We start from the raw sequence: 16,215 nt of genomic DNA on the forward strand, positions 1-16,215 counted from the left end.
TTATTATTTAAACCTACCTGGAGAGAATATTTTGTTATAAGTATTACCTAATTTATTTAATTTAATCGGATTGCCGAATTTCCAACGCTCCCCCACAAAATGAAATTCGACAAAGTCAATCCTTTCGTGTGGTTTTAAAATAATGAAAAAACTCTATCACAAGTGAACAATGTCAATATAAACTACCTCTTCAAAAATTTATTATTCACAACAGATATCAGAACATAGGTTACAATTACAAGTGGAATAGCTAAATAATTTAGAAAAACTAACAATACAAGAGCACTCATCAGAAAAACGACTTGTAGCACATTATCCTTAAAATTGAACTTTTTAATTTTTAAAGCAAATAATGGAATATCAGCATTTAAAATATAGGCACTAAACAAGGTTGTTAATAATAAGAACCACTGATTGGTTAAGGCTTCAATTACAAACAACGAATCTGTGTTTTGTAAAACCAATGGCAAACTCAGAATAAATAAGGAATTAGCTGGAGTTGGCAAGCCAATAAAGGAGTCAGTTTGTCGTGTATCAATATTAAAATTAGCCAATCTGTAACAAGAACCCAAAGCAATGATAAAACCCAAATACGGAAAAAGTTGCATGTAACTTGTTTGTGAAGAAGTTGAGTTATCAATCATTAATTGATACATGACTAATCCAGGTACAACTCCACTGGTAACCATATCTGCTAATGAATCTAATTGTAATCCCAAAGGACTTGAAACCTTAAACAATCTCGCAAAAAAACCATCAAAAAAATCAAAGAAAATCCCTAAAGCTGCAAAAGCGAAAGTCATTTCGAAATGACGATGAAAAGCAAATACTAGAGCAATGCATCCGCAAAATAGATTTAGAAGAGTAATTGTATTTGGAATTTTTGCCTTTATTTTCATTATATATACCGTTTAGCTTTCAAAAAATACAAATTTAACACAATAAGTCAAAGAGAAGTACGTTTTTTATTTGATATTTTAATTTGGGTAAAATTCTTTCCAATTAATTTATCTCACCAAAGAAATAACCTCGTTAAAAAAGTATATTTTTGACAAAAAATAAACCTCAGTGTTTATTAAACTCATTGATTTTGAAAAAAAAGGCTTTGTTACTATTCTTGTTCGTGTATTCCGTAACGCATTCGCAGGCCGTTAGGAAATATTCGAATGAGTTTATGAATATTGGTGTAGATGCCGCCGCATTAGGAATGGCAAATGCTGTTACTGCTAGCACTAACGATGTAAATTCGGGTTATTGGAATCCTGCAGGACTAATAGGAATTGAAGATAAACAAATATCGCTTATGCATGCAAGCTATTTTGCGAACATTGCGCAATATGATTTTGCGGCTTATGCTACAGCAATTGATGAAGAAAGTGCATGGGGAATTTCTATGATTCGTTTTGGAGTTGATGATATTTTAAACACTACACAATTAATTGATTCTGAAGGAAACATAGATTACAATAGAGTTAGTAAATTTTCAACTGCTGATTATGGATTTACTTTTTCGTATGCTAGAAAATTAAAATTACAAGGATTTCAATATGGTGTAAATGCAAAAATCATAAGAAGAATAATTGGAGACTTTGCTAATTCTTGGGGTTTTGGTGTAGATGTTGGACTACAGTTTCAACGAAACGATTGGAAATTTGGATTAATGCTTCGAGATATTACAACAACTTATAACGTTTGGAATATTAATGAGAATGAATATGCTAAGGTTCAGAATGCAATTCCGGGTCAAAATCAAGATTTACCAGAAAGTACTGAAATTACTTTACCTAAAGCACAATTTGGAATGTCAAAAAAATTCGAATTCCATAACGAAACGAGTCTTTTGGCTTGCGCCAATTTGAACATGGAATTCGCTAAAACAAATGATGTTTTTGCAACCGATTTTGTAAGTATTGCTCCCGCTATAGGATTTGAATATGGCTACACCGATTTAGTTTTTTTGAGAACAGGATTTGGGAATTTTCAAAATGCAGTACAAATTGATAATTCGACAAATTTAAGCTTTCAACCCAATATTGGTTTGGGTTTCAAATACAAAGGCATTCAAATTGATTATGCTTTAACAGACATTGGAAACCAAAGTGCAGCTTTGTATTCAAATGTTTTTTCTTTAAAAGTTGATTTAGGAATTTTTAGATAATCAAAAACGATTTCAATGATTAAGAAGTTCCTTTTTTTTATTTCATTTTTTGTGATTGTTAATGGGTATTCCCAGTTAACACCTATAACAAAAAACACAAGAGTTAGCGTTCTAACTGTGGGTACAGCAGATGAATCGCATTCCTTATACGGTCACACTGCCTTAAGAATTAAAGATACTACTACCGATTTTGATTTTATTTACAATTACGGAATGTTTGATTTTCAGACTGAAAATTTTGTTTTGAAATTTGTTAAAGGTGATATGCAATATTTCGCAGCGGCTTACCCTTATTCTGATTTTGAATACAGTTATCGCATTGAGAACCGATCCATTTTTGAACAAGTTTTAAATCTTTCGTTAGAAGAAAAACAAAAATTATTTCAGAAATTGGGCGCTTCTTTAAATCCAGACTCTAAATATTATACTTATAAATTTATTGATAGAAACTGCACCACTAAAATTGTGGATGTTTTAAATGAAGTATTACAAAACCAACCCATTGTAAAAAAAAATATTGATACCAGTAGTTACAGAGATGTTTTGTATCCGTATGCAAAAGATCATTTTTATCAAAAACTAGGCATTAATATTATTTTTGGAAGCAAAGTAGATCAACAAGCCACAAAAATTTTCTTGCCTTTTGATTTATACGAAAATCTTAAATATACAACTTACAGAGGTAAACCTTTAGTAACGGAATCAAAAACGTTATTTAAGGCGAATAGAGTAAGACCTCCTTTTTCTATTTTAGACAGTATGTATTCACTAATTGGAATACTTATATTGTTTGCTATTTTATACAGAAAAAAATGCACCCTATTCTTTTTTGGATTTTTAGGTATATTAGGATTATTTTTTATTTGGGCGGGATTTTATTCTTTCCATGAAGAACTTTTGTGGAATTATAATGTATTGCTTTTTAATCCGTTGTATTTATTTTTAATTTACTTTATTGTAAAAAACAATACAAAATGGTCTAAAATTACTGGGATTTTGTGCATAGCCCTTTTAGTAATTTACCTACTTTATATACTGAAAAAAGCACATTTACTTGTGGTTTTACCAATCATAATGACTTCTGGTTTTTTGCTTATAAAACTTATTTGGAATAAAAGCAATTTATTGTCCGCGGTAAAATAAAATGGTACTCATGGTTTTAAAAACAATATTGATATCTAAAAAAATACTTCTGTGTTTTATATAATATAAATCGTACTGTAATTTTATCAAACTATCATCAATAGTTTCTCCATAAGAATAATTTACCTGAGCCCAACCTGTTAAGCCTGGTTTTATAACGTGTCTTGTTTCATAGAAAGGCATTACATTAGCGATTTCTGTTACAAATATAGGTCGTTCAGGTCGAGGTCCAATAACAGCCATTTCTCCTTTTAATATATTTATAAACTGTGGAAATTCGTCTATTCTGGATTTCCTTAAAAACTTTCCAAATGGTGTAGCTCTAAAATCATTTATCGTTGCAAAAACGGCACCATTGGATTCTGAATTCACTTTCATTGTTCTAAATTTTAGAATCTTAAAAATTTTACCATTTTTTCCCACTCGGTCTTGTGTATAGAACAGCTCCCCTCTATTTCCAATAGAATTCCCTAATAAAATAAATGGTGTTAATACAATTCCAATCAACAAACCAATTAGGGAAATTATAGTTTCTAAAATTCGTACAACCAATAAATAGAGATGATTTTGATTGCTTCTGCTAAATGGGAAAAACCTGTAAAAATCTCTTGCTACATATTGAACTGGGATTCGTTGTGTAATGCTTTCATAGACTTGTGTATATTCTCTTATGATATAACCATTCTCTAATAAATGTATTAATTGATTGTAAAGATTTATAGTTATGCCATCTGTTTTTTGAGATGCAATTACAACTTCTGAAACTGAATTTTCTATTACAAATTGTTCTAATTTTTCGACATTAATAATCTTTATAAAATCATTCTTATTATTTTTATTGTCATTAGTACTGTCAGAATTGATATATCCCATGACTTTATAATGAGGGTCAGCATTTTCTAAGCCTAAGACAAGCTCCTTTAACTGGACTTTATCGCAAATTAAAATTACTTTTTTTGTGAATCGATTAGAAGCTAAAAACCTTACATAAAACATTCTCCATAAAAACAAAGAAAGGAATATGGCCACATAAAAAATTACTATTTGAATTCTGTTTGTTGGCAAAACTGGAGTATATATTGGAGTAAGTAAATAAACTAAAACTGTAGTAGATGCAGTCAAAACAATACTTTTAATTACTTGAAATTGATTACTCGCAACTTGTAAATTATACATTTCAAATACGGTTCCAAATATATTCAGATAAATCCCTAAAACAATTGTCCAGAAATAATTTGTTTTAGCAATTTTGAAATAATTAAAATTAAAAACCATGCTAACAAAATACAAGGCAAGCATCACAGAAAGCACATCAAAAACTCTCAATAACACTTTTCGTTCTGAAATTTCAAAATGTATTTTTTTATTGATTACCATTTAAATTTTAAAAAATTGTTATTGTACAAATGTATATAAAGTTGTTACATTAAAATCAAGAAAGTACTTGTAACCATTTATTTTTGACTAAATTCCAATCGAATTGTTGTACTAAATTGTGAGCATTAACGACCAATTTGTTTCTTAATTGATGATTATTAATGAGTTCTTTTATAGCCTCTGCCATTGCATGAATATCATTATCGGCAACAAGCAAAGCCGTCTCTTTATCTTTTAATAAAAAGGGTATGCCTCCAACATTTGTAGATATAACTGACAAACCCAAAGCCATGGCCTCAATTACACTAATAGGAGTATTATCAAAATGAGTTGTATTCAAAAAAATGTCGTATTGCTCCGAATATTTAACCCACTTTATTTTTGATAATTTCCCTGCAAATTCTACGTTTAAATTTTTAAGCTTTGCTATTTTTTTAAGCTTTGGTTTCATTCCATCTTTATCTGGACCAACCATGCACAACTTTGCATTTGGGAATTCTCTTTTTATTTCAGCTAATACACTTAACGCCATTTCCGGATTATAAATTGAATGTAATGACCTGACCCAAAGTAGATTTGGTTCGCAGCTATTCCTTTCCTTAAAAGTGTAATTTTGAATTTCAACAGTATTTGGAATGCAAATTAATTCTGCATATCCTCTATTTTTAAATGCTTCAAACAAATATTCAGAAGGCGCAATATTCTTATAAGCATATTTAAAAATCATTTTACTTAAGATTGGGCTTTTAATAAGTCTATTGGGTAAATCTCCACCATGAAGTTTCGGAATGTATTTTATGTGATAGAACCTGCACAATTGACTTATTATAAAAGCATACCAAAAATTATACGTACTGTAGGTATCGATTAAGACATAATCTACTTTATTTCTATATTGAATAGTTCTGAAAATCATTTCAGAAAGTCGTAAAACTTTATTTTGTTTTGACGAAGCATATATTAATTCATAACCCTCCTTTTCTAGTAGTACCCCTAGAGTTTCAATTGAAGTTACTGTTGAATTATGCCCGGAAAGTTTATTCCCTATGTACAAGAGGCTTTTCCTCATTGATAACTACTTTTAAAAGTGATAATGAATATATAAATGCAGGAGCGGCCATTCGCATGGCTGCATGATTTATAGTTAAAATCCAAAAAACAATAAAACATACCAAATAAATATTATGTTTATTATCCAAATATAAAAATAAAGGAGTTATTAGAAGAATAATCAAGCATAAAATACCTAATGATCCGTGTTCGGCTAACATCCTAGTGATTTCATTATGAGTTGCAATAAAAACTCCTGTTCTTTGCTGCCTTGTTTCTGCAGTTTTCCCTACTCCAACTCCAAAAATCGGATGTTCTAAAAAAGTTTTAATTTCTTCTGCTGCTAATTGTCCTCTTCCTGTAAATTGATCTTCTTTTACCCTTCCTCTAGCATCTTCATTAGCATACCTTTTTTCAATTAATCCCCCTGTTTGATTTGAAGTATAAAGCCAAGTAGCAATTAAGACCGTGGAAATTGTTATTAAAGCAAAATTCATTTTAATTCTAGCTTTGGAATTGATTTTAAAATAAGTTAATAATATTAAAATTATTACCATAATAAAGCTAGTCATCATTCCTCCTCGAGAAAAAGTAACTAAGCCTCTGTAGGTAATATTAAAAGCTATAATAAAATTAATAAGGAATAATACTTTGGAATGGGAATAATATATTAATCTAGAAACGAAAACAAACATGCCTAAGCCTAATATTGTAGCCACTTGGTTTGGTCCAAATCCTCCTGAAGTGGTATAATTTGATCCCGTTCCTGTAATCACTTCTCTAACACTCGGAGTAAATAATGCTAAATATACAGTTGTTGAAATTATTGGTAATCCAATCAAGAATAGGATTTCATTAATTTGTTTAAATGTAACTTGCCTAAGATAACAATATAATGAACAAATTCCGAGACAAATAGGTCCAGAAGTATTAAATGAAACTCTATTTTGTAAATCATTTGTATACTTTAATGAATAGGTTGCAATAAAAACACCTGGAAATAATAACAGTAAAAAAATCCAATAGGCTGCCGCATTTTTTGAAATTCCCTTATAATAGAACCCAATAAACATTAAAAGTACAACGCTATACTTAGAAAATTCATAAACAGGATTACCCCCTGTCATCCTCAAAATCGCCTCACTACCAACAATATAAGCTGCTGCATATAATACTTCGTTGTTTTTATTTTGCGAATTTATTACATAAAAAATACTAGCCAATATAATTAACGCTCCATATACCCTAGAAAGAGATGGAAAATAATATATTGCAACACCAATGACCACGTGCAAAAAAATAAAGAACAAATATCTCTTTTCTGATTCTTGCATTTTAAATTTCTTTTAACCATTTAAGATAATCATCTAATACTCCCTTTTCAGAATTATTTTTCATAATAGTATTAAAAAGTTCTTCGCCTAGTTTTTCTCGAATTGGCGGATTATCAATCAATAGAATAATTGAATTATAAAACAATTCAACGTTCTCAGAAGGCACTAGAAGTCCATTTTTTTTATCTTGGATAATTATTGGTATTTCTCCAACATTAGTAACAACTACTGCCTTTTTATATAATCCAAACTCTAATAAAACTAATGGTAAACCTTCTGATCTTGAGGTCAGAATACCAATTTCTGATTGATTAATAATATTTACAATATCAGCTCTTGAACCATATAAAAACACACTGTCGTATAATTTATTTGAAAAAATTGAGTTTTTTAATTCTCTTGAGTATTCGTCTTCAAAATCTTTCCCTACTAAATGAAAAGTCCATTCAGGATAATTTATTTTAAGTTTTTTTGCAACTTCAATAAGCAAAAGATGATTTTTCTGATGTCTTAAATTAGCTAAACAGACAATTCTTTTTCCAGAATTTCCTTTTAAAACCGTTTCAGATTTTACATCTATTTCTTTACTAGTGAAATTAGGAAGATAAATAACATTTTTACAATTCAACTCCCTTACTGCCCAATTTTTTAATTGATAATTAACCACTATAATTCCTTTAAATAAAAATGAAGCTATTTTTAATGGAATCCATTTTTGAGAACTTAAAAATTCACTCAATCCATTATGGTCATGCCAAACAATTTGAATTTTCGGATAAATTAACTTCACTAAAACAGCAATAAAATAAGAACTACTATGAGGTTGAAGCATTTCAATGCTATTTTCTTCACAATACATTTTTAATTTTAAAACTGCTTTCCAATCAAGTGTCTTTTTTTTATTTAAAAAAAGATAATTCACTTTCTGTTCAATCTTACTTTTCAAATTACCTTCCTTCCTAGTGACCACTAATCCAGAAAAACTAATTTTACCAGCCAATGCATTTGCATAATTAACAGCCATCCGTTCAGCACCACCAACTTCAAGTGAATCAATAATTTGAACAATTCTCATGGACTTAATAATTCTTTAATTTCATTTTCAAACAAATCTAATGTATATTTTCTAGACCAAAGAATTGATTTTATAACTTTATCATTATACAATTCCTGATTACTAATAATTATCCTAATTTGATCAACATCGAAACTAAGATTCATTTGTAAAAACAACCCTCTATCGCCTCCATCGAGCATATAAGGAAGACATGAAACACTTGTAGTTATAGGCAAACAGCCCCAAAACATAGCTTCTGCTACCACTTTTGGCCAGCCTTCACTAATTGATGGCAAGAGTAAAAAATGATTTTCTTTATAGGCCTCTCTTACTACAAATTCCGTTTGATTTCCGTTAAATTTTACTATGTCGTTAAGATGATTTAATTCACAATATTTTATTAGATTTTCTCTTTCTTTACCCTCTCCATACATTTTTAATTCAACATTAAATCCAAGTTGAGCTAACTTTTCAACAATTTGAATTGAATATAATGGCCTTTTGCCTTTAGAAAGACTGCCTACAAACAAAAAATGTATTGTATTTTTTAAAATTCTTGGCTGTATATTAATTTTTTCTTTTTCATGATACGTAGCGGTAAAAAAAGGTTTTACATTTTTTGAATTTCCTTTCCATTCTCCATAAACTAAAGCTTGCATATTTTTAGTAAGAATGGTATTATTGAGAATCCATTTTTGAATACGATAGGTCAATGGTTGTGCTGATTTTGGGTCCCAATTACCCGCGTATTTAGCAGTTTTAGGTTTGTTAGGAAAAAGTATTTGAATGAAACAACCCAACAAACCAATATTTCCAGGACAACGCAAATGAATATGATCCGCATTTTGCATTGCTTTATATATTTTCCAAGAGGTTTTAGGTGTATGTATAATAGATTTTAAAATAGATTTTATACTTAACAAATTCATCTCAGGAATAGGAACAAATTGAATCGATTTATGTTCATATTTACTATGAATTGCAGTGTTTTTTCCAAAATCTAGTGGAGCAACGATACTAACTTTATCTGCATATTTAATCCAAACATTCATTTCTCGCACATAAGGAGCGTATCCGTAAAAGGAATTATCTACTTGAATATGTTCTACATGTGTAATAATTGCAAATCTCATTCGATAATTTGTTTTAAATCTCTACAGTAATTTGAAATTGTAAATTGATTTAAAAAAGTCATCCTCGCATTAAAACTCATTTGTTGATTATCGCTAAAACTAGTATTAATAGTATTGAAAAGTGCAACAATCGATTCAATATTGGGCTCAAACTTATAACAATCTTTACCATCTTCAAGATAATCGGCTAAACCCGTTGAATTGGATAGTAGCAATGGGGTCTGATTCATGATAGATTCAAGACCAACAGTGGGCAAATTATCCGACTTTGATGGTATTATTGTAAAATGACTTTTATTCAAATAATCATCAATTTTATTGTACTCTAATTGTCCGAAAAACTGAATTGATTTGTTGTTTTTTGCTAATTCCCTAATTGTATTTTCTTGATTACCCGAACCCGCAATTTGTAAAAAAAATTTTGATTCAGGTGAGTTTATTTTGAAAATATTAAAAGCTTTGATAAGAACATCTATCCCTTTACAAGTCTGAAATCTTCCTAAGTACGAAATTATTATTTTTTCGTTAGATAAATTTGATTTATTTTTAAATCTATCAATCATAGGATTAAGCAATACTATACCCTTTTTTATATTAAAAAAATGTTCCAACTCTTTTTTTGCTAATGCCGATGGGCAAAATATTTTATCACAAAAAAGGCTGTAAAACACTCTTTTTCTGAAAAATAAAAACTTTTGTTTTAAAGTAATTTTACCTAAATCATATAGGTTTGCACTAGTTAAAGTATGGTAATATTCGAAGGTTTTAACTTTTCCCAACGACAATACTTTTGAAACTAAAATAGTTATATTACTTCCAACGAAATGTCCGATGACGATATTGGGTTTGTATTTTAAATAGACTTTAATGAACCAAATAAAGTCTTTAATTGATGTAGGCCTATTTTGAGTAGGCCAAGAACACACTATGACTTCACCTCCATTTTTCTCGATTACCTGTTCTTCAAAAAAATAAGGTTTATGGGAAATAAAAACAACTCTATATCCGTCGTTTGCAATATAATGTGCAAAATGATAACTCATTGCAGCAAATGATATTTCGCTATAATTATGAGCGATTACAATTGTTTTCATATGCTGATATTTATTGTTTTTTATTGGTCATATGTAATTGCTTTGCCAGTTCGAGCAAAGCTCTCGAGTCGCATATTGTCATTAGTGTTTAAAACCAATTTACGTTCATGCTCATTTCATTCCGCTTTACTAAATATTCTTATTTTTTTGTTGCTTCAAAATAAATTGTAGTACCTTGATATTTGTTAAAAAAAGATTTTAATACATTTATATAAAACACAAAACTCGATACTTGTAAATATGGAAGTTTTTTCACGTTTACAATACAATTCTTAAATTGATGTATTTCAAAAATATTTTTGATATTTTGTGGTGTAAAAAAATTCAAATGTATTGGTGGCAAATCTTGAAATATCTGGTCTTCTTCTCTATTTGGATAATTATAAATTTTATTATAATTGGGAGTCGATAGAATAATTTTACCGTTCGTATTTAGTTTTTTATATGCTAATTCTAGAAATAATTTCAAATCCTGTAAATGCTCAATAACTTCCCACATCATAATTACATCAAAATTTGATTCTATCTTTTCTATAACCGAAAAATCTCCGTTAATAGTATTCAAATTTAAAATTTTTGATTTTTCAAAAGCTTCTTTATCTAGTTCAACTCCAGTATATTTAATAGCATCATTATGATTTCGAATATAGGTACCTATGAATCCTACTCCGCTACCAATCTCTAAAACAGATTTACATTTACCATTTAGCACCGTTTTTTTTATCAGTCTAGATCGATTAAAACCTACTTTTATAGAATGACCATTCAAAATTTTATTAAACTCATCTTTTGAATGTCTTTCATAATGGCTATTTTCTTTATTGTATAGTTCATTATAAACATCTATGAATTCATGTTGAGAAAAAATTGATTTGCAAAATATCAATTTACAATTGACACATTCAACTAAATTGTATTTCTTGTTTATGAGTTTAATTTCTCCTTCACATATTTTGCAGCAACTATATTCTTTCATATCTATTTTTATCTAATCTTTTAGATAATTATACTTTTTGGGGTTATAAAAAAACAAACTTATCCAACCAAATGTTCTTCCTAATGCTTCAGTAAAGGCCTCTTTTCTTTTAGTAGTGGTAAATATATTACTAAATCGTATCATTATCAAAAGTAAGGTTATAGAATGCCATTTTAATCTAGCATTAAAATTTGGATGTGAATTTTTTACTCTCCATACATACCATCCGTTTCTCACTACCATTTTACCATACAAGTATTGGTTAGGTCTTCCTGACGGATTATGAAAATGATACAATTGCACTTTTGTATTAATTACATTTTTCCCAAACTTTAACGCCCTAATACTAAAATCTGCATCTTCATACAAACCATATCCTTCAAAATAAGTAGAGAAACGAATGCCATCAAAAACTTTTTTTCTGAAAGCAAATGACATCCCTATAAGTAAATCTACTTCATAAATTTTATTATTCAAGGGAAATCCACAAGTTTTACCATGAGAAAAATCAGGCATTCTTCCTGGGCCTAGATTGGATTGTAAACCTAAATAATTACGAACAACATTGCGTTGCCCCTCTATCGCAAAGTAACCATCTATTAAATTATAATGCTTTAAATTATATTTTTTATTTGGCTCTACTAAACTCCAATTATTTTCATTAATTGCAACACCACCAACACCGGAAATAGAATTATCATCAATGAATGTCTTTATTAATTCTTCGAAATAATTAGGCAATAATTCAGTGTCATCATCAAGAAAAGAAATAACACTACTGTTTTTTGATGCATTTTCTATTCCAAAATTTCTTTGCTTGGTTAAACCTCTTTCTTCTGCTGAAACCAAAAAATATTTCAAATTTTTAAATGTATTTTCTTCTAATAACTGTTGAGTTTCATGATTTACAGAGCCATCAATGACTAAAATTTCATTGGGATACAATGTTTGCTTCTGAATCGATTGCAGTAATTGAAGCAAAGGCTTAGCACGCATATAAGTGCAAATTATTAATGTAAAATTCATTATGCTTTATTTAATTCATTTGCCCAAAATCTACTTCTTGACCATTGCTTTTTAAAATATGCAAAATAACTAAATGGGTTTTTAATATTTTGAAGCCTGTAATACTTAAAGAAAAGAATGGTCTTATACCCTAAGTTTTGTTCTTTTGTAAAATGTAAAAGTAAGTATAACATTACAGAGGGTGAAGGTTTAGGTTGAACTGTATCATTTTGCCATTTCAAGAATGGCTTAGTTCTGAAACCTCCAATTGGTGCTTTCAAATGTAAGATCTTTGGACTTGAAAAATAAAGTATATCACACCCTCGATTTCTTAATTGCATACCAAAATCGACATCTTCTCCGTAACCAAATTCATATCCTTTCAAAAACTCGGAGTCCTTCAAGCATTCTGAAAAAACAAAACTACTTCCTGAACCAAAAGTTATCCATTGAAAAACTGTATCTTCATTTGAATCATCTTCGTTTTCAATACATTTTAAAGAAACTGCTTTTACCCCTAAATCATTTATCTTTTTTAATGTTTCTTCTATAAAATTAGATTTAATGCGAATATCATCATCCGCAAAGAAAACCCAATCACTTGTAACTTGCTTTAAAGCTATATTTCGAGCATTACATGCACCCGTTTGATTTATAAAAGTGTGTAAAATCTCGAAAGGCCATTCTTGATTGGTAAGAAAATCTAATTCAGAAATGTTTCCTGAAATAGGATTTTGTTCAATTATAATGACTCTTGTTGGAAAAAAAGTTTGACCTTTTAAGTCTAATAAAAAATCATAAAGATACTTTTTTCTTCCAATAGTAGGAATAATGACATCTAAGGAATACCCATAAATACTTTTCTTATCTACTATTAAATATGGGTTGTCAAAATTTAAATCAAAATTTTTAGCTCTATTTTTATAAAAGAGGGAAAATAAAAAAGGGAATAATGATGTTTTTCTTTCATACAAAAACAAATTTAAAAACAACAAAAATATCCATCGAAATTTATAATGTTGCTTTACAAATCGAAAAAGAGTGTAACGATTTGACTTGTTATTTTTGAAATCAATTTTATGCTTTAAAAGTTTGGGCTCTGAATAACACAAAACACCTTTGGGCATGGCTAATTTTGCCAAAGAACATAAAAAATAATCAAAATTTACATCTAGACTTTTCTTGTTTTTTAAACTGAGTAATAGCTCAGAATAAACTGCTCCAACGCAACTGCTCATTTGCCATGTAGGAAACATAACCTCAGAATTGACTTTAATAAAAGGCGATTGTTCAACATAGCCAATGCTTTTATTAAGAAATTGACTAATGGATGGGTTATAGGATATCAACATTTTTTTGTGATGAAATAATTTTTCTATTTCAGAAATATTTAAATGTTCCTTTACATTTTCATGACACCAAACCAAGAGTTCATCAGGATATATTTTGGCCAAATCAAATAAGAAAGCTGATAAAGATAGATTCATTTCTAAGCCAAAACTATTAAAATCGCTTCCTTTTAATTCAACTACTTTATTGTTTTTATGGTAAATAATTATCATGAAATGTTTATCATTTTTTTTGTTATTTTTAAAGAATAAACTTTAAATCAATTACATAGTTTTTTTATCATTAAAACCGCATATATTTACTTTATATAAATTTTAAATGTTTTAAATTTTCTGTTAACTTTATAAAATTGAATAGAAATAGAAACAAAAATAGAAATATAATTACAGAATGAGTGAGAAATTATCAATCATTATTCCAGTATATAATGAAGAAAATACAATACATTTTATTTTGGACAAAATAAAAGATGTAAAATTACTGAACAATATTTCTAAAGAAATAATAATTGTAGATGATTGTTCTTCAGATAACTCATTAATAAACATACATAAATATTTATTAAATAATAATGATTTAAATATTATAATTTTAAAGCATGAAATAAATAAAGGAAAAGGAGCAGCACTTCATACAGGAATTAATAAAGCTACAGGGGATATTTTAATCATTCAAGATGCTGATTTAGAATACGATCCACAGGAATACAATATCCTTTTAAAACCTATACTTGACGGAATTGCAGATGTGGTTTATGGAAGCCGATTTATGGGTGGCAAGCCTCACAGAGTACTATTTTTTTGGCACAGCATTGGGAACAAATTTTTAACATTTTTAAGTAATATGTTTACCAATCTTAATTTAACAGATATGGAAACTTGTTATAAAATGTTTAAAAATGAAATCATTCAAAATCTAAAATTAAATGAAACTCGATTTGGTTTTGAACCTGAAGTTACAGCAAAAATCTCTAAAATCAAAGGAATTCGAATATATGAAGTAGGCATCAGTTATTATGGTAGAACATTTGAAGAAGGTAAAAAAATAAGTTGGAAGGATGGTTTTAGAGCAATTTATTGCATTTTAAAATACGGTATATGATGAAAAAAGTATATCTAGTGCTTTTGATTTCTGGAATAGTTTTAAGGTTTTTTATCCAATTTATATTTCCCACTTTTAATGGTGATGAAATCGCTTTAGGCAACAACATTAAGTATTCTAATTTCATTGAACTTTTACACCCACTAAAACATAATCAAAGTGCACCACCTTTATACTTGTTACTTCAAAAATTAATTATTACTATTTCTCCGCTACATTTTTGGATAAATATTAAAATTTTAAGCTTCATTTCATCTGTTTTAGGAATACTCTTTTTTTACATTTTTATAAAGAAAAATAAATTTAAATTAATTTTTCTTTTACCCTTTATCATTCTATTATTTAACCCTTTTAACATTTCAAATTCATTAACTCTAAAACAATATACCATTGATTTAACTGGAATTATAATTTTGTTAGTGTACTTCAAGACCACTTGGTTCAAAAAATACAATTGGATATTCTTTATGATTTGGTGTTTAATGTCAAATATTGGACTTTTCGCTTGTGCTGGATACATCCTATTTAGATTTATCAATTCAAACATAAAAGTAAATTTATCCGAGGTAGCTAACTTTTTTAAAACAAATTTATTGACTTTTATAGCACCTATTCCTTACATTATATATTTCATTTGGTATATGAAACAAGATGGCGCAAAGGAATTAAAAGAATTTATGCTAATATTTTGGAATGATTCCTTTATTCCATTAAACAGTAGTTTTTTTAAATATTCGCTATATACAATTCATGGTTTGTGGATTTTTATGTATAATGCATTTGAAATTTGGGGAATTTTTTTAATGCTTTTAACGATTCCTTTTATTATATTTTTTAAACGAAAAGGAATAATATTTAAAGATGAAATAATACTACTTAGTATCGTTCTAATCATACACTTGTTATTTAACATTTTTCATCTGTATCCTTTTTCCGAGCGATTATACTTATATTTATCTCCTTTGTTTATTTTAATTTTAGGCTGTTCACTTGAAATAATAAGTCATTTTAATAATCTAAAAAAATATTTTTCTAAATTATATGTTTTAATTTCTATTACTACAATATTTTTATATTCATTATACCTTTTCTGCAATGATAATGATGTATTTGGATTGTACAGAAAATTTAAAAAGTTAGATGTAAGAATCATCTATGCAACCGAAAAATCACTATATAATTTAAATAGTTTTGACGGATTTACTGATAATAAATTTAAACATAATTATTCATTTGTATTGGCTGATTCAGAGTTAGAAAAATCAAAATACTTAATTTCTAGAGTATCGAAAAAAATAAAAATGAATAGTACTTCTCCTGAAGAGCCATTTATAGAGAATTTAATTCAAAAAAATAAAATAAAAAAAATAGATGATGTTAATGGATATAATATTTATGAAATAAAAAAATAATCAAGTCCGTCCATTTTATATAACA

General features: G+C 28.2%; 14 protein-coding genes. 4 read left to right on the forward strand and 10 right to left on the reverse strand.

Features of this window, described 5'->3' with window-relative positions:
* Positions 1–182: 182 nt before the first annotated feature.
* Positions 183–899 carry a CDP-alcohol phosphatidyltransferase family protein gene (locus F6464_RS04130; RefSeq protein ID WP_151106547.1) on the reverse strand — a complete coding sequence of 239 codons (717 nt, stop codon included), beginning with the start codon at positions 897–899 and terminating at the stop codon, positions 183–185.
* 191 nt (positions 900–1,090) lie between these two features.
* On the opposite strand from F6464_RS04130, the gene F6464_RS04135 reads away from it, so the two are divergent.
* Both F6464_RS04135 and F6464_RS04140 read left to right on the forward strand, forming a co-directional pair.
* Positions 1,091–2,158 carry a putative type IX sorting system protein PorV2 gene (locus F6464_RS04135; protein WP_449404275.1) on the forward strand — a complete coding sequence of 356 codons (1,068 nt, stop codon included), beginning with the start codon at positions 1,091–1,093 and terminating at the stop codon, positions 2,156–2,158.
* A gap of 15 nt (positions 2,159–2,173) precedes the next feature.
* Positions 2,174–3,301 carry a lipoprotein N-acyltransferase Lnb domain-containing protein gene (locus F6464_RS04140; protein ID WP_151106548.1) on the forward strand — a complete coding sequence of 376 codons (1,128 nt, stop codon included), beginning with the start codon at positions 2,174–2,176 and terminating at the stop codon, positions 3,299–3,301.
* Here the strand turns inward: F6464_RS04140 and F6464_RS04145 are convergent.
* The 9 genes from F6464_RS04145 to F6464_RS04185 all read right to left on the reverse strand — a co-directional run bounded on the left by F6464_RS04145 (position 3,281) and on the right by F6464_RS04185 (position 13,889).
* The gene (locus F6464_RS04145) at positions 3,281–4,678 is read right to left on the reverse strand and encodes an exopolysaccharide biosynthesis polyprenyl glycosylphosphotransferase (protein WP_151106549.1); all 1,398 of its coding nucleotides are present in this window, start codon (positions 4,676–4,678) and stop codon (positions 3,281–3,283) included. The genes F6464_RS04140 and F6464_RS04145 overlap by 21 nt on opposite strands.
* A 55-nt stretch (positions 4,679–4,733) precedes the next feature.
* Positions 4,734–5,747, reverse strand: coding sequence for a glycosyltransferase family 4 protein (locus F6464_RS04150; RefSeq protein WP_151106550.1), 1,014 nt, complete (start codon positions 5,745–5,747; stop codon positions 4,734–4,736).
* Complete coding sequence (locus F6464_RS04155) at positions 5,716–7,062, reverse strand: O-antigen ligase family protein (RefSeq protein ID WP_151106551.1); 1,347 nt, start codon at positions 7,060–7,062, stop codon at positions 5,716–5,718. The genes F6464_RS04150 and F6464_RS04155 overlap by 32 nt, the downstream gene beginning before the upstream one ends.
* A gap of 1 nt (position 7,063) precedes the next feature.
* Positions 7,064–8,137 carry a glycosyltransferase gene (locus F6464_RS04160; protein WP_151106552.1) on the reverse strand — a complete coding sequence of 358 codons (1,074 nt, stop codon included), beginning with the start codon at positions 8,135–8,137 and terminating at the stop codon, positions 7,064–7,066.
* Positions 8,134–9,252 carry a glycosyltransferase gene (locus tag F6464_RS04165; protein WP_151106553.1) on the reverse strand — a complete coding sequence of 373 codons (1,119 nt, stop codon included), beginning with the start codon at positions 9,250–9,252 and terminating at the stop codon, positions 8,134–8,136. The genes F6464_RS04160 and F6464_RS04165 overlap by 4 nt, the downstream gene beginning before the upstream one ends.
* A complete protein-coding gene (locus F6464_RS04170; protein ID WP_151106554.1) occupies positions 9,249–10,346 on the reverse strand; it encodes a glycosyltransferase family 4 protein in 1,098 nt (365 codons plus the stop codon). The genes F6464_RS04165 and F6464_RS04170 overlap by 4 nt, the downstream gene beginning before the upstream one ends.
* 139 nt (positions 10,347–10,485) lie before the next feature.
* Positions 10,486–11,322 (reverse strand): class I SAM-dependent methyltransferase, encoded by an 837-nt coding sequence (locus F6464_RS04175; RefSeq protein WP_151106555.1) that lies wholly within the window; start codon positions 11,320–11,322, stop codon positions 10,486–10,488.
* 12 nt (positions 11,323–11,334) lie between these two features.
* Positions 11,335–12,348, reverse strand: a complete 1,014-nt coding sequence (locus tag F6464_RS04180) for a glycosyltransferase family 2 protein (RefSeq protein WP_151106556.1) — start codon at positions 12,346–12,348, stop codon at positions 11,335–11,337.
* Entirely contained in the window at positions 12,348–13,889 is a 1,542-nt protein-coding gene (locus F6464_RS04185; RefSeq protein ID WP_151106557.1) for a glycosyltransferase family 2 protein, read from the reverse strand. The genes F6464_RS04180 and F6464_RS04185 overlap by 1 nt, the downstream gene beginning before the upstream one ends.
* A gap of 178 nt (positions 13,890–14,067) precedes the next feature.
* Here F6464_RS04185 and F6464_RS04190 point away from each other — a divergent pair, with 178 nt between their 5' ends.
* Both F6464_RS04190 and F6464_RS04195 read left to right on the forward strand, forming a co-directional pair.
* Positions 14,068–14,778 carry a glycosyltransferase family 2 protein gene (locus F6464_RS04190; RefSeq protein ID WP_151106558.1) on the forward strand — a complete coding sequence of 237 codons (711 nt, stop codon included), beginning with the start codon at positions 14,068–14,070 and terminating at the stop codon, positions 14,776–14,778.
* Complete coding sequence (locus F6464_RS04195; protein ID WP_151106559.1) at positions 14,775–16,190, forward strand: hypothetical protein; 1,416 nt, start codon at positions 14,775–14,777, stop codon at positions 16,188–16,190. Before F6464_RS04190 ends, F6464_RS04195 begins: the two co-directional genes overlap by 4 nt.
* The last annotated feature ends 25 nt before the right edge of the window (positions 16,191–16,215 follow it).

The sequence above is a fragment of the Flavobacterium luteum genome, assembly GCF_008806775.1.
In the GTDB taxonomy this organism is placed as follows: Bacteria; Bacteroidota; Bacteroidia; order Flavobacteriales; family Flavobacteriaceae; genus Flavobacterium; species Flavobacterium luteum.